The organism is Cupriavidus sp. DL-D2 (assembly GCF_039710735.1).
GTDB lineage: Bacteria > Pseudomonadota > Gammaproteobacteria > Burkholderiales > Burkholderiaceae > Cupriavidus.
Genome location: NZ_JBDKXK010000030.1, coordinates 42,280 through 69,227 on the forward strand (window position 1 = coordinate 42,280; position 26,948 = coordinate 69,227).

Sequence of the window (26,948 nt, forward strand, 5' to 3'; positions counted from 1 at the left end):
CACGCCTTGCCGCCACGGCATGCCAATAAACGGCCAATCCGCCCTTAGCTCAGTTGGATAGAGCACTCGCCTTCTAAGCGAGCGGTCAGAGGTTCGAATCCTCTAGGGCGGGCCACGCATCTAGAGGGATTCGCGCCCTTCGTACGGGCTCGGTCCACAGACGTCTCGCCCAACTTTATCCGTCGATTCTGTCCGCCATCGTTCGACTCACGGTTGAACTAGTATGGAGGATTCGATGGAGAGCGAAGTCTATGGAGCGGAAGATGCAATCAGGACTTCCAGCCGGACCGCAGCCTCTGATTCTTGTTGCCGAGGACGACGCGGACATTGCCGATATTCTTGCCGCCTACTGTGCGCGCAGCGGCTTGCGTACGGTGCATGCCGCAGACGGCCGACGCGCACTGGATCTCCACCTGTCCCTGAAGCCGGATCTGGTGCTCCTCGATGTACAGATGCCGTTGGCAGACGGATGGCAGGTCCTCTCCGAGCTACGCCATCGGGGCAGTACGCCGGTGATCATGCTCACTGCGCTCGACCAGGATATCGACAAGCTCATGGGTCTGCGCATCGGTGCGGATGACTACGTGGTCAAGCCATTCAATCCGGCCGAGGTGGTCGCCCGGGTGCAGGCTGTGTTGCGTCGAGCCAGGACGGCGTCCGAGACGGAGACGAGCCGGGTGCTGCGCGTTCCGCCGTTCGAGATCGATCTCGATCAGCATGAAGCCGTTGTCCAATCGGGCAACGCGCGGCATGTACTGAGTCTCACGCTCACCGAGTACAGGATCCTTGCGCAGCTTGCCAGGTATCCGAAACGGGTGTTCAGTCGGGCAGAACTGCTTTCCACGTGCTTGCCCGAAGGCGATGCGCTGGAGCGAACGGTTGACAGCCATGTCAGCAAGCTGCGGAAAAAATTGGAAGAGTGTGGCGTGAGTGGCGTTCCCACGGGCGTGCGCGGCGTCGGTTACCGGTTGCTGGAGCTCTGAGTGAAGCTCGTCGGATTGGGTCGGAAGATATCTCTGTGGATGACAGCGGTCTCGCTGGGGATGACATTCGTCGTCGTGTCCACGTCTTACATCTTCTACTACGTCATGATGACGTATTGGCCCGAGCGGGTGGATGAGACGGCTGTCCTGCCCAGTGGTCCGGAATGGGTCTGGCTGGGTGCAACGTTCCTGTTCGGGGCGGTGGTTGCCATGGCGGTGGCAAGGAAGCTGGCGCGCAAGATCCTGGTCCCATTGAACTCCGTGGCCGACAGCATGCGAAGGGTCTCCCGTGGCGATCTTGCCGCGAGAGCCGTTGCGGGTGATCGGTCTCTCGGAGAGGCGGCTTCGCTGGCCGACGATTTCAATGCGTTGGCGGCCAGGCTGCAGCGGGTTACCGAAGAGCAGACATTCTGGAACGCCGCAATGGCGCATGAGCTTCGGACACCGGTCACCGTTCTGCGGGGCCGACTGCAAGGACTTGCCGAGGGCGTGTTCCCACCGACTGAAGCCTTGTTCCGTGGTCTGCTCACGCATGTGGAGGGACTCTCGCGCATGATCGAGGATCTGCGTGTGATCAGCCTGGCGGAGAGTGGCCATCTCGATCTTCATGTGCAGGATATGAACTTGCAGGCGGAGATTGGCGAGGTCCTGGAGTTCTTCGGCAACGAGTTGGCATCTGCGGACCAGGTGCCCGTGGTGAAAGTGACGGCGCCGTCCGTTCTTGGCGATCCCCTCCGGATTCGTCAGGCACTCCTGGCAATGCTGGATAACGCGCGCCGGTATGCCGGCCCGGGTATCGTGCAGATTGAGGCGTTTGTTCAGGATGGCACTTGCCATCTTCGTGTTCGCGATCATGGTCCGGGTATTCCACAGGAGCAGGCGGCGCATGTTTTCTCTGCCTTCCGCCGTGCCGGGGTGGCGCACACAGCGCACCGCAGCGGCAGTGGCCTCGGCCTGGCGGTGGTGGCGGCAATCGCCCATGCGCATTCAGGAACCGTTATCTGCGAATTGCCCGCAGGCGGAGGCTGCGCTTTTGAAATGCGCTGGCCACAAGCGTTGCCGTCCCGCGCATGACGTGGCGTTGCCGTGTGCCTTGGGGCGCTTTGCGCCTCCACGAAATCTCCATCCCGTCTCCACTGAAGCCGGAAGGCCATCAGAGAGAATCTCGCGTTCAAGCAAGCATTGGACGTATCGGCCTTGTCAACTACACAAACGCATGGGCAGGCAGCGTGGAAGCTGCGTTACTGGAGTGTCTTCGCCGGTCAGGCGTTCTCTCTGATCGGGTCTGCGCTTAGCCAGTTTGTCCTGCTCTGGTGGATTGCCGATACGACGGGCAGTGCGGCGGCACTGTCCACTGCGGGCCTGGCGGCTTTGCTTCCCCAGGCGCTACTCTCTCCAGTGGGTGGCATTCTTGCAGACCGCTTCAGCCGGCGCGCGCTCATGGTCGCATCCGACCTCATCAGCGCGGCCTGCATGCTCGTGCTGATCGCCCTGTTCCTGAGTGGCGACGAACAGTTGTGGCACGTGTACACGATGATGGCGATTCGCAGCGCGATGCAGGCGTTCCAGTCGCCCGCGCTGGCTGCAAGCACGCCGCTCCTGGTGCCAGCCAGCTTCTTGCCGCGCGCCGCAGGGTTCAATCAGGCACTGCAAGGCGTGATCCTTGTGGCGGCCGCCCCGTTAGGCGCTTTGGCGATGAGCATCATGCCTTTCGGGTGGGCGCTCGCCATTGATGCCGTGACAGCGGTGCTCGGTGTGCTGCCTCTGCTCGTGTTCAAGATACCGCAGGGGAGAGCGCCTCAACGGGCCACGTTGTTTGCCGACTTTCTGGGTGGCGTCCGTATCGTATGGCGCGATGCCACCCTTCGATGGTTGTACTTCCTGCTGGCGGGCGTCACGCTCATCGTCATGCCGACTTACACGATGGTGCCGCTTCTCGTGAAGGAGCACTTTGCAGGCGGCATTGCCGAAGTGGCCATCATGGAAGGAATGACCGGCGCTGGCATGGTGCTGGGAGGCATCGCCGTTGCCGCGCTGGCTCCCCGCAATCCTGTGCGTTGGGTAATCCTCGGGTTTGCCGTGTCGTGTTTCACGCTGGCGCTGACGGCCCTTACCCCCACCACGTTGTTCTGGCCGGCAGTATTCTGGTGGACGGTGAGCGGCCTGGCGTTCGCGGCGGGCGATGGTCCTTTTGTCGTGCTACTGCAGACCAGAGTGCCAAACGCTCTGCAAGGCCGGGTGCTGTCCCTGCTCAACATGGTGATGGGAATGGCCGCACCTGTGGGACTTCTGATTGCAGGGCCGCTGGCGGAGTATCTGGGGGTTCGGTGGGCCTTTGTATTGATGGGAACGCTGGCGGGCTGCGTCGTGCTAACCGGGTTTCTCTCTACGACGCTCGCCCGGCCAGCCGAGCCGATCCACGCGGCGAACAATGCTTGACGGCTGACGACGCGAAGGTGCGGGCGAGCCGTCAGCACGCGCTTCAATCCTGCATTGGGTTATCCATGTCGCCTCGGGAGTTTTCCCGCAATCCCCATGATGGCCGTGACGCCGTCCGCTCCGATCAGCGTTGTAGCTATCGCCTGTGCTTCTGCCCACGCCGGCCCAGCGTCCTTCAGCACCAGTTTTCCGGCGCGGGTCACTGAGAGCGGACGCGACCGGCCATCGGCGGCCTCTGCCACGTCCTCGGCAATCCATCCTTCCGTCAGCAGGGGCTGCAGGTTGCGTGTCAGTGTGGATCGATCGTGATGATTCCGTCGTCCAAGATCAGCGCGGCTGATGGGCCCCAGTTCATGAACAAGCACCAGCAGCGTGAACTGCGTGGCGTTGATGCCGAATGGGCGCAACGCCTGATCGTAGGTGGCGGTCAGCACGCGCGAGATTTGCCGGGCGCGCGTCATCACGCAGTGCTGAAAGATATCGGCGCCTGTGGTGCCAGACGGGGAACGTTTTCCGGAAGTCATGTCATGTGTGACGCAGGGATGTACCGCCAGCGTACCGTACTCAGTGCCGATGTGCTGGCGGTGCCGCGTGAGTGTTCGGCGACCGTGTATCGGGCACGGTCACGGCAACTGTTTCCGTGGCCAGAATCTTGTGTGTCGGGTCGGCCAGTTCCAGGCGCACCCGATGCGGTCCCGGCGGCAATCCCACCACGATGATGGGGTCCTCGCTGGTGTGTGCCCATGTGGCCGGACCATCGTCAACGGTCACGTGCAGATGGCCGACGCGCGGCGAGACCTGCGTAGCCCCCTTGCCGAACACCGGGATCACACGAAAATTCTCGGTCCGGAACTGCACGATCACGACACCCCTTGCGAGTGGTTCCGGCAACGCTGAGTACGCCACGATCCGTGGCGCTGGCTCGGCATCCAGTGGCAAGACAGCCGGCGGACGAATCGCGTCGGCAGCAGTCTGCGCGATGGTATGGATCGGCACGGCCGCGAGAATAGCGGCAGCAAATAAGGGGGCGAGGGCTCTCATGTCTGACTCCTGGAAACGGATAACAACTCCAACGGGCGCCGATGATGCCTTGAAGCCATAGTAGACGCGCTGGCTTTTTGTACAGGCATGTATCCGTCTGACTCCTGCACACATAACGATACGTTTTGACCGGCTCACCCTTACAGGAGAGATACATCGGCTGGCTCTAATGCTGCATATGCAACATATCGTGCACCTTCCCTGGTGCCAGGAGGAGTGGAGATGGGTAAGAGATCAGCAATGCGTCGGTCAGCCAGCATGGTGGCAACTGTTGCCACTGTGTCGGCAGCGCTGATGAGCAGCGCCTCCACCGCCATCGCTGCGTCACATGACGTTGCCGAAGTCGCATTCGAGGTCGGCAATGTGGACGTGGGTGCCGATCTGCGTTTGCGACACATGGTGGTCCGGCCGTCAGCGCCCAAGGGCACCGTGCTTTTCCTGCACGGCTTTCCCGAGACCATGTTTGCCTGGAAAGCGATTGCCAGGACGCTCGGCCGGGATTTCGAAGTTCATGCTTTCGACTGGCCCGGATTCGGCGAATCTTCGCGTCCGCCTGTGGAGCGTTTCGCCTACGCGCCTCGCGACTACGCCACGGTCCTCACGCGCTACATCGACACGACAGGCATCGGCGGTAGCCGCCTGGTGATCTACGCGACCGATATCGGCGCCTTGCCAGCGCTGCTTGCTGCCGTCGATCGGCCGGATATCGCCCGCATGATCGTTGTCGGGGATTTTGCACCGTTCGACCGGCCGCAGTATATGCAGGAGCGCCTGCAGGCGCTGAAGGAGCCAGCGTCTGCCGAAGCCGTGCGAAGGGCCTTCAATGCCTCGCGCGACGAGATTCTGAAGAACGCATTCACGCGCGGATTGCCAGAAGCGCAACGCTATGCGCTCGATGCTGAGTATCAGGCTGACATGGCACGCGGCTGGCAGAACGGACACCTTTCGTCCGCCGATGCGTTTGCACATTACTACGCGCACTTCACGCGAGACCAGCATGTACTGGAAGCGCAACTGCCGAAGCTGAAAACGTCGGTGCGTGTTGTCTGGGGTGAACAGGACATCTATATCAACAAGGAGATGGGTGTCGAGTTCTCGCGCAGGACCGCTGCGCCATTGCGGTTGTTGCCTGCCACGGGCCACTACCCGCACCTCCAGCGTCCAGGCGACACCATCGACGAAGTCCGCGACGCCTTCCGTCCTTGAGCGCTTCGCGCGGTCCGTGTCGCCACCATGGTCCGTCGCATTCCACAAGTGGCGAACACTCCTGACATCCCTGAAATTCATGACGCAAGCTTTCGATACCGTGATCTACACCGGCAAGACCCGCACGACGGGAGGTCGGAACGGCCATTCCCGCAGTTCCGATGACCGTCTCGCGGTCGAGCTTTCCGGACCGGGCAGCAACGGTCCCGGCACAAATCCAGAGCAACTGCTGGGTGCCGGCTGGTCTGCCTGTTTCCTCGGCGCGATCGGCAAGGCGGCGCAGGCTGCCGATATCACCCTGCCTGCGGATGCGGCGGTCGAAGCGGAAATCGATTTGTGCCGCGCTGGCGACGCTTTCCTGCTGGCGGCTCGCCTCAATGTGTCCCTGCCGGGTATCGATACCGACCTTGCGCGTTCCCTGGCGGCGCGCGCGCATCAGATCTGCCCGTACTCGAAAGCCTTGCGCGGCAACATCGACGTGGAAATACAGGTCGTCTGACCTGTGGCACCGCATCGCATATCCCATCCATTGGAGACCATCATGAACAAGACTCTTTCACTTGCAGCGCTTGCGGTCACTGGCGCAATGGCGTTCTCGACCGCCCAGGCGCAGGCGCCTGGCATCCATCGCACGGATCTGGTCAAGCACGATTTGAGCACGCCGCTTCTCGAAGGGGTGCAGGTCCGCGTGGACTTTGAACCTGGCGCATTTGCACCCAAACACGCCCATCCGGGCGAGGAAATCGCTTACGTGCTGGAGGGCACGCTGGAGTACCAGCTTGGTGATAGTCCGCCCGTGACGCTCAAGGCCGGTCAGGCGCTGTTCATTCCCGCGGGCATGGCACATTCCGCCCGCAACGTGGGGAGCGGCAAATCGTCGGAGCTGGCGACGTACATCGTGAAGAAGGGCGCGCCGCTGGCAACGCCGTCAAAGTAAGGCTTCGCGCTTTGCCCCGACGCCCGTCGCAATGCGGCGGGCGTCGGCATTTCGTCGTTACACGGCTTGCGCTGGCGCACGCCGGAAGCTGATGGCGAGACGATTGAACGCGTTCATCAGGCCGATCGCGATGGTCAGGTCTGCCAGTTCCTTCTCTTCGAAGATCGCGGCGGCCGCCGCAAACGCTTCGTCGGGCACGTGGGTATCGGCGACGCGTGTCACGGTTTCCGCCCAGGCCAGCGCGGCCTTCTCGCGCTCGGTGAACAGATTCCCGGCTTCATGCCAGACCTGCACCAGTGCGAGCTTCTGCACGTCAACACCCTTGCGTGTGAGTTCGCGCGTGTGCATGTCCAGGCAGTACGCGCAACCGTTGATCTGGCTGATGCGCAGGTAGGTCAGTTCCACCAGCACGGCGTCGAGCCCGGACTGGGTGATGTAGCCGTAGACCGTGCCGAGCGCCTTGACGCCGGCTGGAGAGGTTTGGGTGTAGTCGATACGCATGATCAGTTCTTGGTGCCAAGGTTGGTGGTGAGTTCGGTGTCCGTGGTATCGGCCACGAAAACGGCCAGCAGCTTCGCGGGTTGGGTCTTGCTGGCATTCCGGCTGACCGGATGGGTCGAGCCCGGGTCTTCGTGGAAACTCTCACCCGCCTTGTACACGCGTTCGGGGCCATCGTTGACCTTGCTGACGATGCTGCCCGAAACGACGTAGGCATAGATGAATGCAGACCCGGCGTGCCGGTGCGGGTGTGATGCGCCACCCGGCGCATAGTTCACCTCTACCGCGATCAGCGTTTTGCCCGGGATATTGGGAATGGCGCGTGAGAAATTTGGTGTGACGGTCTCGCCGGTGCCATGTGCCATCGCACCGCCGGCAAGCATGAGGCCGGCCGCCATGAATAACGGCGCCAGCATGCGTGAGGAAACAATTTTCATCTCGATCTCCATGTTCGGGTTGTCAGAGGCGGTCAGGTCACCGGATAGGGAGGCCCGGATGCCTGGCTGGCGGCATTCGTGCCATCGGCATGTTGCGCACCCAGAAGCACCCCATGCGCGCCCTGCGGCGCAAGCGCACCGTCGGCTGCCGCCCATGTGGCGATGCCGGTAGCCAGTACAGCCAACGTGCCCAGCACGCCTACCCAACCAAACCGTCTCATGATCAACTCCAGTTCTTTACTACGACTAATGTAGTCGGAGATAAAGATAGTCGATCCGCCGGAATGCTGCAAGTAGAGGATGGCGTCGCTAAACCCGGTCCAAAAATTTCTTGCTCATCTTAACTACGACTCATACAATCGTAGTTAAGGCGCGGCGAATGACGCGACCCGGAGACGCAGGCGGCGCCGCCGCTGGTCAGTGCAGTAAAGATCCAATCAGGAGCAGTAGAGATGTCCCAACGCATTCTTGTTATTGGCGCCGGCTTTGCCGGCATGTGGAGCGCCCTTGCTTCGGCCCGTCTGCTCGACGAGGCCGCGCGCACCGATGTGGAAATCGTGCTGGTTGCGCCGGAACCCGCGCTCCATGTGCGTCCTCGGCTCTATGAACAGAACCCGCTGAAGATGAAGGCGCCGCTGCTCGAGATCTTTGCCGCCACTGGCGTGCGTTTCGTGCAGGGCATTGTCGAGCGCATCGACGTGGCAGCGCGCAAGGTGGAAGTGAAGGGTGTAGGCGCCGATACGTCGCACCAGACCCTGGACTATGACCGGCTCGTGCTGGCCGCGGGCAGCCGGCTGTTCCGCCCGGCCATCGACGGCCTGGATGCGCATGCTTTCAATGTCGATCAGGTGGCAGATGCTTCGCGGCTGGAAGCGCATCTGCACGCTCTGGCAGACCGCCCCGACAGCATCGCGCGTAATACCGTGGTCATTGCCGGCGCTGGTTTCACCGGTATCGAGACGGCGGCCGAGATGCCGGCGCGGTTGCGTGAAGTGCTGGGTGCCGACACCACAGTGCGTGTCATTCTGGTGGAGCGCAATGGCGAGATCGGCCCGGATCTGGGACAAGGTCCGCGCCCGGTGATTACCGAGGCCCTGACCGAACTGGGCGTGACGTGGAAGCTGGGTTCCGGTGTGTCATCGGTTGACGCGAACGGCGTCACGCTGGAGAGCGGGGAACGCATCGATGCCAACACCGTGATCTGGACTGCCGGTGCACGTGCCAGTGCGCTGACAGACCAGATTCCCGCGCAGCGCGACAATTTCGGCCGCCTTCATGTTGACCGCAATCTGAAGGTGGATGGCGTGGAGCACGTCTACGCGACAGGGGACGTAGCCCGTGCTGCCACGGACGACGAAGGCAACGTGACCATGATGTCCTGCCAGCACGCCATGAACCTCGGTCGCTCGGCGGGACACAACGTGGCAGCCGACCTGCTGGGCCACCCGCCGATCCCGTACAGCCAGCCGAAGTACGTGACGTGCCTCGACCTGGGCCCATGGGGCGCGGTGTACACCGAAGGTTGGGACCGTCAGGTGAAGCTGTCCGGTGCCGAAGCCAAAGCGCTGAAAACGAAGATCAACACGGAATGGATCTACCCGCCTAGCGCGAACCGCGCCGAGGCCCTGGCCTCGGCCGACCCACGCCGCATCGTCGTGGCCTGATCGGCTGCAAGAAGACAAGAAGGGCGATCCTCCGGGATCGCCCTTCTTGTTTGGCTCCTTCATCCGCTCCATCATCCGCTTCTTTATCTGCTTCCTCATCGGATACTGCGCGGATACTGCGCCGGTCTGCCGCGCGATTGCTCAACCAACCCCTGCACCACCAGGGCAGTCATACGCGGCGGGCAGCGCCTCCACGGTACGCGCGGCGAAGAGCAGACAGTGCAGAGCACACTCCACGCCCATGCTGATATGGGAAATATTTCACGCAGATAGCCAAACAAAAATGGCGCCGTGAGGCGCCATCGTCATCGAGAAAGTGCGGGCGTTATGCGCGGGCTTTCCAGTGCGCGAGGGAGGATTGCAGCAGCACGACAGACGCAGCCAGCAGCACGAGGTCCTTCAACAGGAACTGACCGATCGGCGCCGAAATGGCGGGGAATCCGCCGGCAGTGGGCTCGGCGACACCAGGCGTCGTGAAAAAGAACGTCAACGTAATCGCGTAGGTGGCGCAGGACATCGCGGCACCCAATACCGAAACGCCCCGGTGGAAGGCGCCAACGGCCAGCGCGGCGGCCGTTGCGAGTTCCAGCGTGCCGATGACGGCGCTGGCACCGCGTATTCCAAAGGCAGTGTGCAACCAGCTCATGAACGGGCTGTGCTCGATGAATGGCGCGATGCCTTGCGCTTCGTAAAGGGTGAACTTCATTCCACCGAACCAGAGAAAGACAACCACGAGAGACCAGCGCAACAGGAAGACCGTACGGTCGTGAACGGCTGCCTGGGGATGCGTCGCGGCAAAGGAAGACATCGAGTGCATGGTGTTGCTCCTGAACAGATTAGGGATGTACGTCAATCGCTGAGTGCCTAGGCTGTCCAGCAACCAACTTCGAAGGTGTTGCACCTTCATCACAACAACTCTTACATATATGCATGAGTCATGCATATAATAGGATACGCTTTTACTCGGAGCAAGGACAAATGAAGAAGGACCCTTCGCGACTCGCAAACATGCTCGGTGCCCTGGCGACAGGGCTTTCCGATCGGATTCACGCAGCCGTTGATCACCGCACATCGTTGCGCGGCGAGGCGGCCGCCGCGTTGATCGTGATCGGCCACGCGCCGGGATTGTCCATCGACCAGTTGGGCAAGGTGTCCGGGCTGAGCCATCCTGGCGCGGTGCGTATGGTGGACAGGCTCGTCGCAGCCGGCTTTGCTCAACGCACACCCGCCGCAAGCGATCGCAGGGCCATCGCCCTGCACCTGACGGCGGCGGGCGAGACGGAGCGGGCCACCATCCTGGAAGGGCGCCGCGCCGCGATCGAGTCGGTATTGAGCCACGTGTCGTCCACGGATCGTGCGGTGCTGGAGCGGCTGGTGGAGACGATGCTTGTCAGCATGCCGAGCGATGCCACGTCGGCGATGAGCGTATGCCGCCTGTGCAATCAGGACGCGTGCGCCAATTGCCCGATGGATGCATTCGGCATGCTCTGCCCACGCGCCTGAGCGCAGCGCGGCAGGCGACATCGCGGACTTAAGGTCCTTGCCTGGCCCTTCTCATGAGCCATGCCCGGATCACCCGAAGCATTAGTCTAATAACGCCGACTGTACAAGTCGTAGTTATGGCCTACACTGGTCTCATCGGATAGCACCGAAGGAGACCTGCCATGACTGCCGCGCAACTTGATCACATCGCAACGACCAATGATCCTCGGGATGATGACCCGCAGGAAACAGCGGAATGGCTGGAGGCGCTCGACGGCGTTCTTGGCAATGTCGGTCCCGCCCGTGCGCACTACCTGATCGAGCGGCAGATGGCGCATGCACGCCTGCGCGGCCAGATGCAGCCGCATTCCGCCGGCACGCCGTACGTCAATACCATTCCCGTCGACCAGCAACCTCGCATGCCGGGCGACCGCGAGCTCGAGCGCCACATTCGTGCCTATACCCGGTGGAACGCCATGGCGATGGTGGTGCGCGCCGGGAAGACTTCCAATGTTGGCGGGCATATCGCTTCGTTCGCTTCGGCAGCCACGCTCTATGACGTGGGCTTCAATCACTTCTGGCGCGCTCCCACGCCGGAGCACGGCGGCGATCTGATCTTCGTACAGGGCCATGTGTCGCCGGGCATCTACGCGCGGGCGTTCCTGCTGGGCCGACTCGATGCGGCGCAGCTCGACAATTACCGGCGCGAGGTGGGCGGGCAAGGGCTGTCTTCCTATCCTCACCCGTGGCTGATGCCGGACTTCTGGCAGTTCCCCACGGTATCGATGGGACTGGGTCCGTTGATGGCCATCTATCAGACCCGCTTCATGAAGTACCTGCAGGCGCGTGGCATTGCGAAGACCGACGACAGGAAGGTGTGGGTCTTCCTTGGCGACGGCGAAATGGACGAGCCCGAATCGCTCGGCGCAATTGGCATGGCGGCCCGCGAACGCCTGGGCAATCTCGTGTTCGTGGTCAATGCGAATCTTCAGCGCCTAGACGGGCCCGTGCGTGGCAACGGCAAGATCGTGCAGGAGCTCGAACGCATCTTCCTGGGGGCCGGATGGCGGGTGATCAAGGTGCTGTGGGGCAGTCGCTGGGACGACTTATTTGCACGCGACACAAGTGGGGCGCTGGCACAACGGATGATGGAAGTGGTCGATGGCGAATATCAGACTTACCGTTCGAAGTCCGGCGCCTACCTGCGCGAGCATTTCTTCAATACACCGGCGCTGAAGGCGCTGGTGGCCGACTACACGGACGACGATCTCTGGAGCCTGGATCGTGGGGGCCACGATCCCGAGAAGGTGTTCGCGGCATTCGCGGAGGCGGCGCGCAGCCGCGACGTGCCGACCGTGATTCTCGCCAAGACGATCAAGGGCTACGGCATGGGAGACCAGGGGCAGGCCTCGAACGTCAATCATCAGCAGAAGAAGGTGCAGCGTGAGGCCCTGCTGGCCTTGCGCGACAAATACGCGCTGCCCGTTGCCGATGCGGATATCGAGGACGTTCCGTATATCAGCTTGCCTGAAGGATCGAAGGCGCTCACGTACATGCGCGAACGTCGCCAGTCGCTGGGTGGTTACCTGCCTGCGCGTCGGCAGAAAGCCGCATCGTTGCCGGTGCCCGACCTGTCGGCCTTCGACGCGCTGCTCAAGGCCACCCCCGAAGGGCGGGGCATGTCGACCACCATGGCTTTCGTACGCATCCTTGGCACGCTCCTGCGCGACAAGGCACTGGGCAAACGCATCGTGCCCATCGTGCCGGACGAGTCGCGCACCTTTGGCATGGAAGGGCTCTTCCGGCAGATCGGCATCTGGAATCAGGACGGCCAGCGCTATACCCCGCAGGATGCCGACGCGCTGACGTCCTACAGGGAGTCGGCCACTGGCCAGTTCCTCCAGGAAGGCATCAACGAGGCAGGCGGCATGGCGGACTGGATCGCGGCGGCAACGTCCTATTCCACGCATGGCGAACCCATGGTGCCGTTCTACATCTTCTATTCGATGTTCGGCTTTCAGCGCGTGGGCGATCTCGCCTGGGCAGCAGCCGACATGCGCGCGCGAGGGTTCCTGCTCGGAGGCATATCGGGACGGACCACCATCAATGGCGAAGGCCTGCAGCACGAGGATGGACATTCGTTGCTGTGGGCGTCCTCAGTGCCGAACTGCATCAGCTACGACCCGTCGTTCGCATACGAACTGGCCGTGATCGTGCAGGATGGTTTGCGCCGGATGGTGCAGGAGCAGGAAGACGTCTACTACTACATCACCGTCATGAACGAATCCTATGCGCAGCCGGCCATGCCGGAGGGGCCGGACGTGGCGCAGCATATCCTCAAGGGCATGTACGCGTTCAGCAAGTCGCAGGCCGCGCCATCCGTACCGCGCGTGCAGTTGATGGGTGCTGGCACGATTTTCAATGAGGTGATCGCGGCAGCCGCATTGCTCCAGCAGGACTGGGGTGTGGCCGCGGACGTGTGGGGGGTGCCAGGATTGACGGAGCTTGCGCGCGACGGCCGCGCGGCAGAACGACACAACCTGCTGCATCCCGAGGCGCCGCCCCGCGTGCCGCACGTGACGCAACTGCTCCACGATGCGCGCGGACCGGTCGTTGTGGCGACCGACTATATCCGTGCACTGGCCGATCAGATCCGCGCCTATGTGCCGCAGAAGTTCATTGTGCTGGGCACCGACGGTTTTGGGCGCTCCGATACACGCGCGGCATTGCGGCATTTCTTCGAAGTAGATCGTCAGTGGATCGCAGTTGCCGCATTGAAGGCGCTTGCGGATGAGGGAACCCTCCCTGTCGAACGCGTATCGGAAGCCATTCGCAAGTACGGCATCGATCCGGAGAAGCCGAACCCGTTGCATGCCTGATCGGCATACGGTTGCTGCGTTGTTCCCCGAAGCGCAGGAAATCAGTATCCACGAGAGCATGCGGAACCTCTTGGCGCCTCGAGCTTCCTTCGGTGCAGCAGTGGCCGGATCAGTGTGACTCGATGAGCCGGGGGACGTTATTCCCTTCCTATGCGATGGTATAGCCCGGGCACGCCAAAACATAGGATAGGGGAATCTATCGTAGGCTGGTGCGGCCTACCGACTTCGCATAACTTGCAGTCAGCGGCACAAGGCATTGTTTTCCGTTGCCGCATACAGCGCTTGCAAACTGTGCGGGGGGAATCGCGATGGAAGATGAATCGGCCAAGCTGAGTGGTGGCGCCAGGGTAGTCCGGTTGGGGGCCATTGGGGCCGTCGTGCTTGGCGTCACGGCTGGATTTGCCTATGCCGGCGGGTGGCTAACCCCGGGCCGTCTGACCCAGACAACCGTCATCGACGGCTTCGAAGCGCAGAACGGCACGCACATCGGGTTCCGCAGGAATCACGCCAAGGGCTTGTGTGCCGCAGGCTGGTTCGATAGCACCGGAGAGGGCGCCACATTCAGCAAGGCCGACGTCCTGGCCTCTGGACGTGTCCCGGTGATCGGGCGCTTTGCGTTTGCCGGTGGCATGCCCTTCATTCCCGATTCACCAGGTTTGGTGCGTAGCCTCGCGCTACAGTTCAAGCCGCCCCATGGCCAGGAGTGGCGGACTGCCATGATTGACCTGCCGCTGTTTCCGGTCGCGAACGTGCAGGCGTTCTATGCGCAGATGATCGCGTCGATTCCCGACCGCAACACGGGAAAGCCCGATCCTGAAAAGATGCAGGCCTTCAAGGCAGCACACCCGGAAACGGTGGCCGCCATGGCTGTGATAGGGAAGCGCGCGGTTTCCTCGGGGTTTTCGAATGACACGTACAACGCCCTCGATACTTTTGAATTCGTGGACAAGGACGGGCGAAGCGTTCCCGTACGATGGTCTGCCGTTCCCGCGCAGCCATTCTCCCCGGCCGCACCGCAAGACAAGCAGGACCCCAACTATCTCTTCGATGCGCTGATCGCGGACGCGGCACATCACCCTTTGACGTGGAAGATGGTTGCGACCATCGGTCAACCCGGCGATCCGGTGAGTCCTGACTTGCCGTGGCCGGAGGACCGCCAGCACATCGACCTTGGAACGGTGACGCTGGACAAGCTGACCTCGGAAGATGTCGGTCCATGCACCGATATCAACTTCGACCCGACCGTATTGCCAGCGGGTATTTCCACATCTGCAGATGCGATTCCCAGCGCGCGGTCGGCAGCCTACTCGCGATCGTTCATGCTGCGGGAGAAGGAGCGGGCGGCCAAGCCGCCAAGCGCTGTGACGGAAACTGACGTGCTGGCTGGGGGGAAATCATGAAGACGCCATCGCAAGGATTTTCCTTGCCTTCCCGACTGCTTCACTGGCTCATGGCGGTGCTGATTCTGGCCATGCTGGCGATCGGCATCGGCATGGTCGCTACCGTATCGTCGCGTTACCTGACGCTCGTGTCGTGGCATCGTCCCATTGGCATTGCGATTCTGGTGCTGGCCGTCATTCGATTGTGGAATCGCTTCCTGAATCCGGCGCCAGCGTTACCCGCGTCGGTGCCGCCGGCGCAACGTCTTGCTGCCATGGCTTCACAGTGGCTGCTGTATGGGTTGATGTTCGCCATGCCGTTGATCGGGTGGGGGATGTTGTCCGCGGCGGGATATCCGATTGTGCTGTTCGGAAGCCTGCAACTGCCCCCGATTCTTCCGCATGACCCCTATCTGTTCGCATGGCTGCGCGAGGCGCACACCGTAGGGGCCTTCCTGTTCTTCGCCGTCGTCGTGCTGCATATTGCGGCCGCACTATTCCACGGGTTGATCCGGCGCGACGGCGTCCTGTCATCGATGACGACGGGACGCCCGGGCTGATCAAGATTCCCCCGATTCTCTGCGAAGCGGGATCGTGAACGAGAAAACGCTGCCGTGCGGGGTTCTCCGGCGCGCGCGCAGCTTGCCGCCATGCGCCTCGATGATGGAGCGTGAAATGGATAGCCCCATGCCCATGCCGCTTTCCTTGGTGGTATAGAACGGCTCGAACACCTCATCCTCCATGACGGCACTGATGCCGGCACCGTTGTCCGAGACGGCCAGCTCGATCATGTCGTCTCCGCTGGTTTCGGTGGATATCTCCAGGATGCGTGGGCGATCCGTCATATCCCCCATGGCTTCCACCGCGTTGAGAACAAGATTCAGGATGACCTGCTGCAACTGGATGGCATCGCCGAAGGTCGGAGGCAGGTTGGCCGCGGTATGGAGCCGGAGCGACACATTGCGGCGGTCAATCTCCATGCGTGCGATGGCAAGGATCTGGCTGATGGTACGGTTCAGGTCCACGGGGGCCAGTACGGGTTTGTTCTTGCGCGTCAGATCCTGAAGACTCCTGATCATGGCGCCGGCGCGCTGTCCGGCGGTGGCGATTTCCTCGATGCCTTCCCTGGCGTTTTCCAGGTTCGGCGGATTCTTTGCGAGCCAGCGCAGGCTGGCGCCGGCATTCGACACGATGGACATCAGGGGCTGGTTGATCTCGTGCGCAATCGATGCGGTGAGCTGGCCTACCGTGGTGGCGCGCGTGACGCGGGCGAGTTCCGATTGCGCGCTTTGCACGGAATCTTCCGCCTTGCGCCGCTCTGTCACGTCGGACACGGTTCCCACGTAGTCGAAGTTCTCGCCATCCACCTGAAGCGGTTTGCCGACAGCAACGACGTAGCGGACCGAGCCATCCTTGCGGACGAGCCGGTGTTCTACCTGGATGGGTGCCATGTCCTGGATGGCGGTTTCGACTTTCAGGTTCACATCGTCCCTGTCCTCGGGATGCATCCGCTCCAGGAAGCGGTCGAAGCGAATGGGCGCCGGTGCATCCTCCAGTTCGAACAGCCGCAGGAGTTCGCTCGAACAGATGAACTCGTCGCGCCGCAGGTCCCACCGCCAGCTTCCGGTCAGGCTCACCATCTCGCCCATGGCAAGGGTCGCTTCGCTGGTTCTCAATTCGAGTTCCACGCGGCGGCGGCGTTCGTTCTCCGTGTGCAGGTCATCGTAGAGCCGTGCGGTGTGGAGCGAGATGGCGGCCTGCACGGCGATGAGTTCCAGCAGCCTGGTATGGGTCTGTGTGAATCCGTCGCGAACCAGGCGATTCTCCAGATACAGGGCGCCTACCACTTCGTTCTGACGAACGAGCGGCAGGCACATGGCGGAGCCATCCGGGCGGTCTGCGAAGTAGGGGTCGGAGACGAACGGGTTGGCGCCAAACGGCTCGCTGACGCGGATGGCTTGCTGGGTGCGCACGGCCGTGTTCAGCAGGGAAAGGGGCAGGTGGGTGGCATCGGCGGCGATATGCACCAGATCGACAGCAATGCCGCAATCCAACGTGTGCGCGCTGGCTTCGATGACCAGGCCCTCGGGCGTGGTCCTGACCAGATGCCCGTGCTCTGCGCCGGCATACTCCAGGACGATGGTCATCAGTTTGCGGATGACCTGATCGAGACGGACTTCCTGCGTCAGTGCGTGGTAGGCGCGGATGACGCTTTCGTTGTCGAAGGAGTGGACGCCAGGGGAAATCTGCCACGTCCCGCTCGCCTTGGTGGACAGGCCGGGATGAAGCGCTTCGAGCTGCCGGACCTTGGCGGTCGCGCCCCAGGTCCGGTACGCCTCCAGTGCAAACTGCCGATGCGCGGTGGCGGCCAGGCCCAGGTTCAATGAATCGCAGTGGGTGGACGCACGCTCATGGGCGATTGCCGCCACGTGCCAGAAGCCGCGTTCGCGTGCGAGTGTGGCGGCTTCCTCGTACAAGGACATCGCCTGCGTGGTCTCACCGCCCAGGCGCGCGATCTCGGCGTCGATCAGTGCGGCTTTGTCGGCAAACGTCTCCATGTTGTCATCGGCCCACGCGCGAATCCTGGCCGCATCCTCGCGCAGCGTGGACATCGCGATGACGTTGGCCGAGGCGTACTGGCTGGCGATCACCAGTGCGCGCAGGAAATGGAAGTCGAACGTATGGATGTGCGCGGGCGCCGACCATGCGAATGCAGTGGCCTGGTCCAGGCACAGGGCTGCATCACCGATTCGTCCGGAATGGAAATGGACCGTCGCGCGGTAGATCCATTGCCAATACTCGTAGGTGGCAAGTTGCTCGCCGTCGGGCGCGCGGTACTCCGCTTCCAGCAGCCCTCGGACGACGCCATCGGGAGCCATCAGGTCGTCGATGAATGCGCGCTGCAGTTCCAGGATGGCCTCGACGTCGCGGTAGCCGGCCTTTCTCACGAAATCGAGCCCCCGCCCGGCTTCGCGACGGACCTCCGCGAGGTTGTCTCCCCGGACCAGCAGGTTCGCGGTGATATGGCAGGCCGCGTAGCACGCCATGGTGATATCGCCATGCGCCACACCCGCGCCGAACGCGGCCCGGGCGCATTCCACCGCATAGGACAGGGGCTGGGTCCAGACGCTGAGTTGATCGAGCGGCAGCAGTACGCGGGCTTCCCATGCCACGTAGCCACGGCGGGCAACGATATGGCGTGCTGTCTCGCCATATCGGAATCCGTCATGGTTCGCCCCATAGCGATGACACACCAGGACGCCGAGCCAGGCAAGCGCCGCCGCCGAGGCAGCGCTCATGCCATGCGCTACGGTCAGCCTGACCATCTCGCACAGGCTCAGGAATGCCACGTCCGCGTTGGTGAAGCTGGCCGGTACGAACGCCGCCGTGAGCAGGTCCATGGCAGCGGCGGCTTCCGCATCGGTGACTTCATGCAGCGCGTGCAGTGCTTCCAGTTGCGAGGCGCAGAGGTGGGGGAGGATCTGCGCGTATTGCTGATCGCATTGGCGTGCGGTCGGATGGCTGGGCAACTGGATGCCCAACCGCTTCAGCCCGTCAATCGCGGTCTTCAATGCCAGGCTGTTTTCGGAGCGCCGGGAATGGATCTCGATCTTGAGCAGGTAGGCGTTGGCCACCTGAAGGGCCGGGACGGGAAGCTCGATCAGCGCATTGACAATGGCGAGTGCCGAATCGAGCTGACCCTGCAGTAGCAGGGTGGCCGCATATTCCTGCCGCAGTGCATAGAGCAGATCTGCGCGACCAGCATGCGAAACGGGAAGACGGTCCAGCAAGGCCAGGCCATGTTCCACATAGGCATGCGCGCTGGCCAGTGCGGCGCTGCTGCGCGCGCGGCGCGATGCCGACAGGAAGATGCGGGACACCTCCATCATGTCGATGGGCGCGGTCACGCTGTCGATGCCCTGTGCCATCCATCCTGCGGTACGAAACAGCAGATCGTCCGCTTGGGCGCCTTGGTCGGCGAGCATCGAGTCGGCCATCAGCTTGCCTGCCCGCAGGCAGGTCTTTGCGCGAAGCGCAGGGTCGATGAGCCGGCTTGCCGCTTCCTGCACGCGGTCATGGGTAAAGCTGTAGCTCTGGTCGGAAAGGCTCACGATCCCCAGGCTGCGCGCGGGAGACAGTGCCGCGTGCAGGGCACGCTCGCTAAGATGGAAGAGTTCGCCGAGCAGCCACAACTCGGTACTTCGACCCAGGCACGCCATGTTCGCCAGAATCTCGGAGGTGCTGTCGGGCAGACGCTCCAGCCGCTGCAAGACCAGTTCCGCAACGTTCTCCGTGATCTCATGGGCATCGATTGCCTCCAGATCGTACTTCCACTTGCCGTCTTCGCTGATTTGCATGAGACGGCAGTCCGCCAGCATGCGCAGGAACTGGCTGACGAAGAACGGGTTCCCCGCCGTCTTCATCTGGATGACCTGGGCGAGCGGTTGCACTTCCTGCGGGGTGTCGCGCAGTGTTTCGGCTAGCACGCGCGTCAGCACCGTGAGGTCGAGCGGTACGAGGTGAAGATTCGCGGAAGCACTCGCCGCGTGGCGCAGTGTCGCGAGTTGATGGCCAACGACGCCGCTCAGGACTTCTTCGCGGGCGGTGCAGACGAGCAGGAGGGGAAGGTTGTCGCGATCATCGAGCAGTCCGGCGAGCAGTCGATGCGATGCCTCGTCGATCCATTGGTAATCGTCGATCACCAGCACGAAGGGTTGCCCCGGCTGGCTGAACACGCCGATCATCCGAAGCATGGCTGTTTCCACGTGCGCATCGTCCGCTACGTCGCTGGCGGGCGCGGGAAACTCGTCGACCAGCAGGCTGATCGACGGGGCGATGCGGGAAGCTGCCTTGCCGTAGGTGCCCAATGCGAGCTTGACGCGCGCGCGCCAGGACGCCAGTTGTGCCTCGTCCAGTCCGAGGATGTGATGCACATGCGCGCGGACGGCTTCCGCGATGGGCGCGTAGGGAATGTCCGAGCGGACCTGATCGGCTTTGCCCAGGGCAACGGGCGCGCCGGACTCTTGCGCGTGGGCCAGAAAGGCATGCAGCAGCGTGGATTTGCCCACGCCCGACTGGCCGATGAGGGTGACCACCACGGGGCGTTGCAACCTGCGCGCATCGTCCAGTGCGGAAGACAGTGCCTCCATCTCGGTGTCGCGGCCAAACAGCCCTGTGGCCAGCACCAGTTCCGCAGGATGATCGGCATCGCCCAATTGGAAGAAGCCGATCAATCCCTTGCCTGTCCATTCCGCCTCGCATCGTTTCAGGTCGGCCTCCAGTCCCGCAGCGGACTGGTATCGCAGCGCGGGACTTTTGTCGAGCAGCTTGAGCACGATGGCCGAGAGCGCCTCGGGGATGTTGGCGTCCAGCGTATTGGGCGAGGTGGGCGTGCGTGCAACGTGGCTGTGCAGCCATTCCGACGGCTCTGCGGCGTGGCCGGTCTTGAACGGCAACTGCCCGGTCAGAAGCTGGTAGATCACCACGCCGAGCGAGTAGAGATCGCTGCGCGTGTCGATGGGATGCCGCGTGCGTCCGGTGTGCTCCGGCGAAATATAGGGCAGTACGTCCGAACGCAGGACGATCTGCTGCGGCGCCTGCTTGTCGCCTTCGGTCTGGCGTTGGGCGAAGCCGAAGTTCGAGATGCGGCAGGTGTCCTCGTCGTCCACGAACAGCGTGAACGGCGTGATGGACCGGTGGATCAATCCGCTTTCGTGCGCCGCTTTCAGTGCGACGCTGGCCTTGACGGCAATCGACAGCACGCGTTCCACGGAATGCTGCGCGTCGTCGAGCGCACCGAGAGGGTGGCCGGCGTCATCGTCGTAGACCGCGAACACGCCGCTGTGCGCCCGGGACAATGTCCTGGGGACGATGGCCCAACTGGTCCGCAGCAACGAGCGCAACGCGTACTCGTTCTCCAGCAGCCGGGCGGCCACGGCCTCCGATTGGTCCGATGCAGCATGGGCAAGAAGAACGGTTTCCTCGCTTCCGGGCGGCACGCCGCGCGAGAGCGCCATGATGCCATCCTGGTGGATGGGCACAAGACAGTAGTCACTGAGGGAAATGTTGCTGGCGGATGTGTAGTGCTTGTCGCTCATGCCTTGGCACAGACTCGGATGGATCCCGATATTGTGTCGGAAATGGCGTGAGTTGAGCTATTGCCTCCTGGAGGACTCTCTCGAACGGCTTTTCGCATCGCGGTGTAGTGGGCTCACCAGATTGGCGGGGTCCACTACGACCAAAGTGGTAGTTCAGCGCGGGGCAACGCGCGCGGACAAGGGCGATCCCGTCGTGAGAAAGCCTCGCAGGAGCAGGCCGAACAGCAGTGCGCCGCATCCGCCAATCACGAACAGCACCGGAAAGCCAAGGCGGTCGACGACCTGTCCCCACACCAGGACAGCCAGCGCCTGGGTGCAGAACAGGCAGGATGCAAAAAGCGTCACGGCGGTGGGCTTCAAGTCTGGCGCAAACTCGGTAGCTGCGGTCTGCATGATGTTCAGGGCGGCGTAGTAGCCCAGGCCTGCGGCCAGGCAGGCGAGTGCAACCTGCCACGGCTCACGCACCACCGCCAGCGACGTCAGTGCCATGCAGAGCAGGACGCCTGCGCAGAGCGCCAGCCTGGGCAATGGCGTACGTTCGAGGATCTTCGGCGCGAATGCGGCGTACAGCAATCCGCCTGCGCCAATGCACACCGTGAGCAGTCCTGCATCGGACAGCGTCATTTGCGTGGTGTGGCGCAAGCTTGCGACGACGAACGAGAGCACACCCGATCCGAACGAAGCCAGCAATGTGGTGAGACCGAGCGTGGAGAGCGCACCGGGCGACTGCAGGGCCGTCACCACGTACCGCAGCGTAATCGTCCCCGGCTGTTTCGGCATCGCCTGTGGCGTGGGCGAATGGCGGCGCAGGGCAAGCAGCGAAATCAGAAAGCCGCAGGAGAGGATGACGAACGTGACGCGCCAGCCGACGGTGTCTGCCATGCGGCCCGCCATCCATTGGCCCGCCATCAAGCCGGTAATGGTTGCCAGCGAAAAGCGGGCGATGGCACTTTGCCGGTTCACCAGCGGCACGGTTTCCGCAATGCGGGCCAGGCACAGTGGTACGATCCCGGCGGCACTGGCCCCGGCCAGGGTGCGGAAGACGAGGAGGGTGTGGTAGGAATCCGCCAGCGCGACCCCGAGGTTCATGAGGGTGCTGCCCGCCAGCGCGTAGAGCATGACGCGAACGGTGCCGTGGTGCTGCGCGAGCGGGCCAAATACCCATTGCATCAGTCCATATGCCAGGAGGAATCCGGTCAGCAGGGTGCTGGCGGTGCCGATGCTGACGGCGAATTCCCGGGCGAAGACGGGGATGAGGGTGTCGGTGGCGCGCACCGATGCAGCCGAGAAGAAGCCGCATGCACACAGCGCCAGTCGCTCGCGAATCTGAGGAGGCATGGGGATCAACAATGTGGCAAGGAATGCGGAGGGCAGTTACGTGCCGAGGCCAAGCGCCTTGCGGACACACGGGAGCAAGCTGGCGCCGAGCCGCGACTTCCTGATGAAACCGCTCGCGCCAAGATCCAAGACATCGGCAAGGGTGCGTTCGCTTGCCGAGGCCGACATGAAAATGACCGGCAGGCGGATGCCGCGTGCCAGCAGCGCCTGGTACATGGCAATTCCGTCCATCACCGGCATCCTGATGTCCGCCAGCAGGCAGTCCGTGCCACCCCATCCTTCTTCATTCAGGAAGTCCCGTGCCGACGCATAGGATCGAGGTGTCATGTCCAGCGAGCGAATCAGGCTGGCGAGGGAGTCCCGTACGGCATCGTCGTCTTCCACCACAGCAATCACGAGTCGGGGGTTCACGGATGGTTTCCGGGGCGATCTAACACGATGAGATAGTAGGCGAGCCGCGGAGCGCTGACCATAATACTGCGGTATGTATCCGTGGTACCCGGTGTTCCCCGACCTGACCTCGCCCGACGGGCTGCGGCGCCGAACCGGCGCCTGGCCAACCCTGCGAATCTCCATGAGGTCCGGATTTCCAAGCCAATTTCATGACCCCGCTGGACGACAACACGATCAGTTATCTGCTCGAAGGTGAGAGCTGGTTGTTGCGAGGCTTTGGCAACGATGCCGAAGCGCTGCTGATCGCCGTGGCGAATCCCGCGCTTCCTGTGCTTGCACAGGAGAGGCGGCTCGCACGCGAACTGCAGCTCCGTTCCCAACTGTCGCCTGACTGGGCGGCAGTGCCCGTCGCGTTGACCCGCTTCTCGGGTCAGCCAGCATTGCTGCTGCGCGATCCCGGCGGCTATCCGCTGAAGCGGAAGCTGGGCCAGAAGCTTTCGCTCGAAGAGTTCCTGCCCCTGGCGGTATCGCTGTCGTCCGCCATTCACCGGATGCACACCGCCGGCATCCTGCATCGGGACATCACGCCCTCCCACCTGCTGGTAAGGCAGGGCGGGCAGGCGTACATCACCGGATTCGGCATTGCGCAGCGCATGTCCGAGCCATACAGCGCAACCGAGATGGCGCACATGGTTGGCACTCTGGCCTATCTGGCGCCGGAGCAGACCGGGCGCACCACGCACGAAGTGGATGGGCGCGCGGATCTGTATTCGCTGGGTGTCATCTTCTTCCAGTTGCTCACCGGCGTGCTGCCGTTCGACGCCTCGACGCCGGCCGAATGGTTGCATGCGCATCTGGCGATGCGTCCGCCAGATCCGGCGGGGTATGTCACCGAAATCCCGCCAAGGCTCTCCGGCATCGTGTTGAAACTGCTCAACAAGACACCGGACGACCGCTTTCAGGATGCCCGGACGTTGCATGACGAACTCCAGTGCTGCCTGGATGAATGGATCACGCATGCACGTATCTCCAGCAAACGCCTGCACGCATCCCGTGCGGTCGAGACCGGTCCGCAGACTGCAAAGGATTGCCTGGCGCTGGGTCGGAATGCACTGCACCGCTCGGCTTACTCGGCCGCGCGCACCGTCTTCTCCGCAGGGCTCTCCCTGAGCAGCGACCCGGAGACCGCCTTCGCGATTCACCTGGGGTTGGCGGAGTGCGATTTCAGGACGGGTGAGGCCGATACGGCGCGGCAACGGCTCCAGGACCTCGCCGCGCACTGCAGCGATCTGGTGCGCCTGGCCGAGGTGGTTCGGTTGCAGATCGCGGTGCATACGGCGCTGGATGCCTCGAACGAAGCGGTTGCGCTTGGACTGGCCTATCTTGCCCGCTTCGGTCTGGTGCCAGACGCGGATATCGACGCGCAGATCGACAGCCTCTACGCGCGGCTGATCTCGGGATTCGATCACGATGGCACGCGAAAGCTGCTGGCCTTGCCGGCGATGCAGGACGAGGGTTGCCGTGCGGCCATGAGCGTGCTGGCCGAACTGATGTCGCCAGCATCCTTCATGAGCCGGCATCTGCGCGATCTTGTGCCCGCCTGGATGACGATGCTCAGCATCGAGCGTGGCAACGCGCCATCGTCGTGCATCGCCTATGTGCACCTCGGCATGGTCATGGGGCCGCGCACGGGACGGTATGAGACCGGTTACCAGCTTGGCCTGGCGGGAGTGGAACTCTCGCGCGGAGAGTTGTCCAGCCCGTTCAGGCCCAAGGTGAACATGTGCTTCGGTGCCTTGCTGTTGCCGTGGACGCGTCCTTACGCGGAGGGACTGGAATACGTCAGCACGGCCTATGAGGAAGGCAGGCGGGAGGGAGATGTCAACTTCGCGGCCTATAGTCGCAACCAGATCGTGTCGAACATGCTGGCGAGCAGCATGCCGCTGCACGAGATTCGCCGCGAGATCGACTTGGGCCTTACGTTCGCGCGGGAGATCGGGCTGCGTCGGGTGGTCGACATCCTGCTGACGCAAAGCGGTTTCATCGACACGCTCAACGGGCGCGGACGGGATTTCGGAGAGATTATCCCGATCGAGTCCCGCCGGCGCGAGTTCGAGCAGCGCATCGCCGGTGATCGCTCGCTGTCCGTGGCAGCGTTCTGCTACTGGGTCAGAAAGCTCCAGGCCAAGTTTCTGGCCGGCGACTACGACGCCGCCTGGGAGGCCAGGAATCATGCGGCGCCGCTGGAATGGACCGCCGCATATTTTCCCGAGGTGGTGGACTTCCATGTCTATGGCGCGCTCGTCGCCGGAGCGCTCGCCGATTCCGTCGGCGCGGCGGGCAAGGCGTCGTTGCGCACGCTGGCATGCGCGGCATTCGACGCGCATCGTGCGCGTGTAGACGAGTACGCCGCCCACGCCCCGAGGAATTTCGGCGGCAAGCAGCGACTGATCGAAGCGGAACACGAACGCAGGCAGGGTCGCCAAATGGGGGCGCTGCGGCTGTATGAAGCGGCGGCAAGTGTCTCGGCGCTGGATGGTCATCTGCAGGACGAGGCCCTGGCCTACAACCTGGCCGCCAGATGCTGCTTCGATAGCGGCCTCGACAGCGTGGGTGGCATGTATATCGAGAAGGCGTGCGAGGTGTATCGCACGTGGGGTGCCGATGGTGTCGTGCGTTACCTTCGCAAGTCATGGCTGAAGAAGGGGGCGGGCGAGGGCGCGATGCGCCAGCGGCCGGAAGCCGTGACGACAGGCACGCACCTTCACGGGACGCTGGCCATGCTGGATATCGAGGCGGTCATCCACGCCAGCCAGGCGCTGGTCGGGGAGGTCGATCTCGAAAGGCTGTTCGCTCAGTTGCTGACGAACACGTTGCGCCATGGTGCCGCAGAGAGCGGTGTGTTGCTGCTGCAGGAAGACGGCCGTACTGTGGCTGTGGGCGCCGCGCGGCTCAGGGAGCAGGAGATCGTTGTCTCCCGGGCCAGCGACGACGTGGCGTACAACAGGGCGATACTGGCGTACGCATTGGCCGATGGAAGCGATCTCTTCATCAATGATGCGCGCCATCATCCCGTGTTCTCCTACGACGATGACATTCGTCGCCGCAATGTGCGGTCCGTCGCGTGCCTCCTGCTTCAGAAACAGTCGAATCCGATTGGTCTGCTCTATCTGGAGAACAACCAGATCTCCGGTGCGTTCACACCGGGCCGCTCGGCCTTGCTGACCATGCTGGCCGCGCAGGCCGCGATGGCGATCGAGAACGGAAGGCTCTATAGCCGGCTGCTGGCAGAGAATGCAGACCGGCAGAAAATGCAGGTGGAACTCGCACACGTATCGCGGGTGACCAGTCTGGGCGAGATGGCGGCTTCCATCGCGCATGAAGTAGGGCAGCCGCTGGCGGGCATCCTGACATACGGCGATGCGTCGCTGAGGTGGCTGGATCGCCAGCCGCCCAATGTCGAGGAAGTCACCGCCAACATCCGGAAGATCATCAACGAGGGGGTCCGGGCGGGGGAAATCATCCAGCGCGTCCGCGACCTGGCCACGAAGGATACGGGCCGGTTCACGGAGCTTGACGTGAACGCACTGGTGCGGGAGTCCGTGACGCTCGTGCAGTTTCAGGCCAACGCCCAGCACGTGGACATATCCGTGCACGGCGAGGATGCGGTGCCGCCCGTGCGTGGCGACCGTATCCAGCTCCAGCAGGTCATCATCAACCTCGCGGTCAATGCCATCCAGGCCATGGCCACGCTGCCGCATACGCGCTCCAGGAACCTGCGGCTGGCAACCAGCCGGTCCGGGGAGAATGACGTGCTGATTCGCATCGAGGACAGCGGTCCCGGCATCCCGGACAGTGCGGTCGATCGGCTCTTCGATGCGTTCTTCACCACGCGTGCGGAGGGCCTGGGCATGGGGTTGTCGATATGCCGCTCGATTGTCGACGCGCATGGTGGCCGGATCTGGCTGGAACAACACGCGGGAGACCGCACAGGTTGCGTTTTCTTCGTCTGTCTCCCGGCGGCATCCGCCGGGAACGCGCCGGAGCAATACCACTTTTAGCTAACTTTCGGCCCGCCCGGAAGTGCTGTAGTCTCGCCGCCAGACAGACCGGGAGTCTGTTGCAAAGCTACGGCGGCAAGGCCCGCCGCAGTGGCAGGCATCTGAATGGGGCA

21 protein-coding genes and 1 tRNA gene are annotated in these 26,948 nt (G+C 63.0%); 13 read left to right on the forward strand and 9 right to left on the reverse strand.

The annotated features are described in order from the left end of the window. Positions 1 to 38: 38 nt before the first annotated feature. The 4 genes from ABDB81_RS17190 to ABDB81_RS17205 all read left to right on the forward strand — a co-directional run bounded on the left by ABDB81_RS17190 (position 39) and on the right by ABDB81_RS17205 (position 3,422). Positions 39 to 115: transfer RNA gene (locus tag ABDB81_RS17190), tRNA-Arg, on the forward strand. Between the two features lie 148 nt (positions 116 to 263). Further along, the gene (locus tag ABDB81_RS17195) at positions 264 to 983 is read left to right on the forward strand and encodes a response regulator (protein WP_237380127.1); all 720 of its coding nucleotides are present in this window, start codon (positions 264 to 266) and stop codon (positions 981 to 983) included. Then, positions 984 to 2,057, forward strand: coding sequence for an ATP-binding protein (locus tag ABDB81_RS17200; RefSeq protein ID WP_346812366.1), 1,074 nt, complete (start codon positions 984 to 986; stop codon positions 2,055 to 2,057). A gap of 123 nt (positions 2,058 to 2,180) precedes the next feature. Beyond that, positions 2,181 to 3,422, forward strand: a complete 1,242-nt coding sequence (locus tag ABDB81_RS17205; protein ID WP_346812368.1) for an MFS transporter — start codon at positions 2,181 to 2,183, stop codon at positions 3,420 to 3,422. Between the two features lie 59 nt (positions 3,423 to 3,481). Here the strand turns inward: ABDB81_RS17205 and ABDB81_RS17210 are convergent, their stop codons facing one another. Both ABDB81_RS17210 and ABDB81_RS17215 read right to left on the reverse strand, forming a co-directional pair. Next, positions 3,482 to 3,946, reverse strand: coding sequence for a MarR family transcriptional regulator (locus ABDB81_RS17210; protein ID WP_346812370.1), 465 nt, complete (start codon positions 3,944 to 3,946; stop codon positions 3,482 to 3,484). 40 nt (positions 3,947 to 3,986) lie between these two features. Continuing rightward, positions 3,987 to 4,463: a DUF6130 family protein gene (locus ABDB81_RS17215; protein ID WP_346812372.1), complete on the reverse strand. Its 477-nt coding sequence runs from the start codon at positions 4,461 to 4,463 to the stop codon at positions 3,987 to 3,989. A 240-nt stretch (positions 4,464 to 4,703) separates the two neighbouring features. Between ABDB81_RS17215 and ABDB81_RS17220 the strand changes: the two genes are divergently transcribed. From ABDB81_RS17220 to ABDB81_RS17230, 3 genes are all read left to right on the forward strand, one after another. Continuing rightward, positions 4,704 to 5,669, forward strand: coding sequence for an alpha/beta hydrolase (locus ABDB81_RS17220; RefSeq protein WP_346812374.1), 966 nt, complete (start codon positions 4,704 to 4,706; stop codon positions 5,667 to 5,669). A gap of 79 nt (positions 5,670 to 5,748) precedes the next feature. Next, the gene (locus tag ABDB81_RS17225) at positions 5,749 to 6,168 is read left to right on the forward strand and encodes an organic hydroperoxide resistance protein (RefSeq protein WP_346812376.1); all 420 of its coding nucleotides are present in this window, start codon (positions 5,749 to 5,751) and stop codon (positions 6,166 to 6,168) included. Positions 6,169 to 6,210: 42 nt separating this feature from the next. Then, positions 6,211 to 6,606 (forward strand): cupin domain-containing protein, encoded by a 396-nt coding sequence (locus ABDB81_RS17230; protein ID WP_160472660.1) that lies wholly within the window; start codon positions 6,211 to 6,213, stop codon positions 6,604 to 6,606. A gap of 57 nt (positions 6,607 to 6,663) precedes the next feature. Here ABDB81_RS17230 and ABDB81_RS17235 read toward each other — a convergent pair whose 3' ends face one another. Genes ABDB81_RS17235 through ABDB81_RS17245 form a run of 3 tightly spaced genes read right to left on the reverse strand, consistent with a single transcriptional unit; the run spans position 6,664 to position 7,762 of the window. After that, on the reverse strand, positions 6,664 to 7,113 hold the full coding sequence (locus tag ABDB81_RS17235) for a carboxymuconolactone decarboxylase family protein (RefSeq protein WP_160473271.1): 450 nt from the start codon (positions 7,111 to 7,113) through the stop codon (positions 6,664 to 6,666). Beyond that, the gene (locus ABDB81_RS17240; protein ID WP_346812452.1) at positions 7,110 to 7,520 is read right to left on the reverse strand and encodes a cupin domain-containing protein; all 411 of its coding nucleotides are present in this window, start codon (positions 7,518 to 7,520) and stop codon (positions 7,110 to 7,112) included. The genes ABDB81_RS17235 and ABDB81_RS17240 overlap by 4 nt, the downstream gene beginning before the upstream one ends. Positions 7,521 to 7,573: 53 nt before the next feature. Further along, positions 7,574 to 7,762 (reverse strand): hypothetical protein, encoded by a 189-nt coding sequence (locus tag ABDB81_RS17245; RefSeq protein ID WP_137924866.1) that lies wholly within the window; start codon positions 7,760 to 7,762, stop codon positions 7,574 to 7,576. A 231-nt stretch (positions 7,763 to 7,993) separates the two neighbouring features. On the opposite strand from ABDB81_RS17245, the gene ABDB81_RS17250 reads away from it, so the two are divergent. Then, entirely contained in the window at positions 7,994 to 9,205 is a 1,212-nt protein-coding gene (locus ABDB81_RS17250; protein ID WP_160472658.1) for an NAD(P)/FAD-dependent oxidoreductase, read from the forward strand. A 325-nt stretch (positions 9,206 to 9,530) separates the two neighbouring features. Here ABDB81_RS17250 and ABDB81_RS17255 read toward each other — a convergent pair whose 3' ends face one another. Then, on the reverse strand, positions 9,531 to 10,013 hold the full coding sequence (locus tag ABDB81_RS17255) for a DUF417 family protein (RefSeq protein ID WP_237380299.1): 483 nt from the start codon (positions 10,011 to 10,013) through the stop codon (positions 9,531 to 9,533). Between the two features lie 170 nt (positions 10,014 to 10,183). On the opposite strand from ABDB81_RS17255, the gene ABDB81_RS17260 reads away from it, so the two are divergent. The 4 genes from ABDB81_RS17260 to ABDB81_RS17275 all read left to right on the forward strand — a co-directional run bounded on the left by ABDB81_RS17260 (position 10,184) and on the right by ABDB81_RS17275 (position 15,505). Next, complete coding sequence (locus ABDB81_RS17260; RefSeq protein WP_160472657.1) at positions 10,184 to 10,708, forward strand: MarR family winged helix-turn-helix transcriptional regulator; 525 nt, start codon at positions 10,184 to 10,186, stop codon at positions 10,706 to 10,708. A gap of 161 nt (positions 10,709 to 10,869) precedes the next feature. Further along, on the forward strand, positions 10,870 to 13,566 hold the full coding sequence (aceE, locus tag ABDB81_RS17265) for a pyruvate dehydrogenase (acetyl-transferring), homodimeric type (protein ID WP_346812379.1): 2,697 nt from the start codon (positions 10,870 to 10,872) through the stop codon (positions 13,564 to 13,566). Positions 13,567 to 13,874: 308 nt separating this feature from the next. Further along, positions 13,875 to 14,966, forward strand: a complete 1,092-nt coding sequence (locus ABDB81_RS17270) for a catalase family peroxidase (RefSeq protein WP_137924861.1) — start codon at positions 13,875 to 13,877, stop codon at positions 14,964 to 14,966. Further along, a complete protein-coding gene (locus ABDB81_RS17275; protein ID WP_137924860.1) occupies positions 14,963 to 15,505 on the forward strand; it encodes a cytochrome b in 543 nt (180 codons plus the stop codon). The genes ABDB81_RS17270 and ABDB81_RS17275 overlap by 4 nt, the downstream gene beginning before the upstream one ends. Here the strand turns inward: ABDB81_RS17275 and ABDB81_RS17280 are convergent, their stop codons facing one another. The 3 genes from ABDB81_RS17280 to ABDB81_RS17290 form a co-directional block, all read right to left on the reverse strand. Continuing rightward, complete coding sequence (locus ABDB81_RS17280) at positions 15,506 to 21,043, reverse strand: AAA family ATPase (RefSeq protein WP_160472655.1); 5,538 nt, start codon at positions 21,041 to 21,043, stop codon at positions 15,506 to 15,508. A 153-nt stretch (positions 21,044 to 21,196) separates the two neighbouring features. Continuing rightward, a complete protein-coding gene (locus ABDB81_RS17285) occupies positions 21,197 to 22,381 on the reverse strand; it encodes an MFS transporter (protein WP_160472654.1) in 1,185 nt (394 codons plus the stop codon). Positions 22,382 to 22,417: 36 nt separating this feature from the next. After that, complete coding sequence (locus tag ABDB81_RS17290) at positions 22,418 to 22,792, reverse strand: response regulator (RefSeq protein WP_160472653.1); 375 nt, start codon at positions 22,790 to 22,792, stop codon at positions 22,418 to 22,420. A gap of 191 nt (positions 22,793 to 22,983) precedes the next feature. Here ABDB81_RS17290 and ABDB81_RS17295 point away from each other — a divergent pair, with 191 nt between their 5' ends. Then, positions 22,984 to 26,835 carry an ATP-binding protein gene (locus ABDB81_RS17295; RefSeq protein ID WP_346812382.1) on the forward strand — a complete coding sequence of 1,284 codons (3,852 nt, stop codon included), beginning with the start codon at positions 22,984 to 22,986 and terminating at the stop codon, positions 26,833 to 26,835. The last annotated feature ends 113 nt before the right edge of the window (positions 26,836 to 26,948 follow it).

Excerpts from the sequence above, each read along its gene's own strand:
- ABDB81_RS17195 (WP_237380127.1), top strand. The coding sequence starts at position 264 with ATGCAATCAGGACTTCCAGCCGGACCGCAGCCTCTGATTCTTGTTGCC.
- ABDB81_RS17210 (WP_346812370.1), bottom strand. The coding sequence starts at position 3,946 with ATGACTTCCGGAAAACGTTCCCCGTCTGGCACCACAGGCGCCGATATC.
- ABDB81_RS17215 (WP_346812372.1), bottom strand. The coding sequence starts at position 4,463 with ATGAGAGCCCTCGCCCCCTTATTTGCTGCCGCTATTCTCGCGGCCGTG.
- ABDB81_RS17220 (WP_346812374.1), top strand. The coding sequence starts at position 4,704 with ATGCGTCGGTCAGCCAGCATGGTGGCAACTGTTGCCACTGTGTCGGCA.
- ABDB81_RS17225 (WP_346812376.1), top strand. The coding sequence starts at position 5,749 with ATGACGCAAGCTTTCGATACCGTGATCTACACCGGCAAGACCCGCACG.
- ABDB81_RS17230 (WP_160472660.1), top strand. The coding sequence starts at position 6,211 with ATGAACAAGACTCTTTCACTTGCAGCGCTTGCGGTCACTGGCGCAATG.
- ABDB81_RS17240 (WP_346812452.1), bottom strand. The coding sequence starts at position 7,520 with ATGCTGGCGCCGTTATTCATGGCGGCCGGCCTCATGCTTGCCGGCGGT.
- ABDB81_RS17245 (WP_137924866.1), bottom strand. The coding sequence starts at position 7,762 with ATGAGACGGTTTGGTTGGGTAGGCGTGCTGGGCACGTTGGCTGTACTG.
- ABDB81_RS17250 (WP_160472658.1), top strand. The coding sequence starts at position 7,994 with ATGTCCCAACGCATTCTTGTTATTGGCGCCGGCTTTGCCGGCATGTGG.
- ABDB81_RS17255 (WP_237380299.1), bottom strand. The coding sequence starts at position 10,013 with ATGTCTTCCTTTGCCGCGACGCATCCCCAGGCAGCCGTTCACGACCGT.
- ABDB81_RS17260 (WP_160472657.1), top strand. The coding sequence starts at position 10,184 with ATGAAGAAGGACCCTTCGCGACTCGCAAACATGCTCGGTGCCCTGGCG.
- aceE (WP_346812379.1), top strand. The coding sequence starts at position 10,870 with ATGACTGCCGCGCAACTTGATCACATCGCAACGACCAATGATCCTCGG.
- ABDB81_RS17270 (WP_137924861.1), top strand. The coding sequence starts at position 13,875 with ATGGAAGATGAATCGGCCAAGCTGAGTGGTGGCGCCAGGGTAGTCCGG.
- ABDB81_RS17275 (WP_137924860.1), top strand. The coding sequence starts at position 14,963 with ATGAAGACGCCATCGCAAGGATTTTCCTTGCCTTCCCGACTGCTTCAC.
- ABDB81_RS17280 (WP_160472655.1), bottom strand. The coding sequence starts at position 21,043 with ATGAGCGACAAGCACTACACATCCGCCAGCAACATTTCCCTCAGTGAC.
- ABDB81_RS17285 (WP_160472654.1), bottom strand. The coding sequence starts at position 22,381 with ATGCCTCCTCAGATTCGCGAGCGACTGGCGCTGTGTGCATGCGGCTTC.
- ABDB81_RS17295 (WP_346812382.1), top strand. The coding sequence starts at position 22,984 with ATGACCCCGCTGGACGACAACACGATCAGTTATCTGCTCGAAGGTGAG.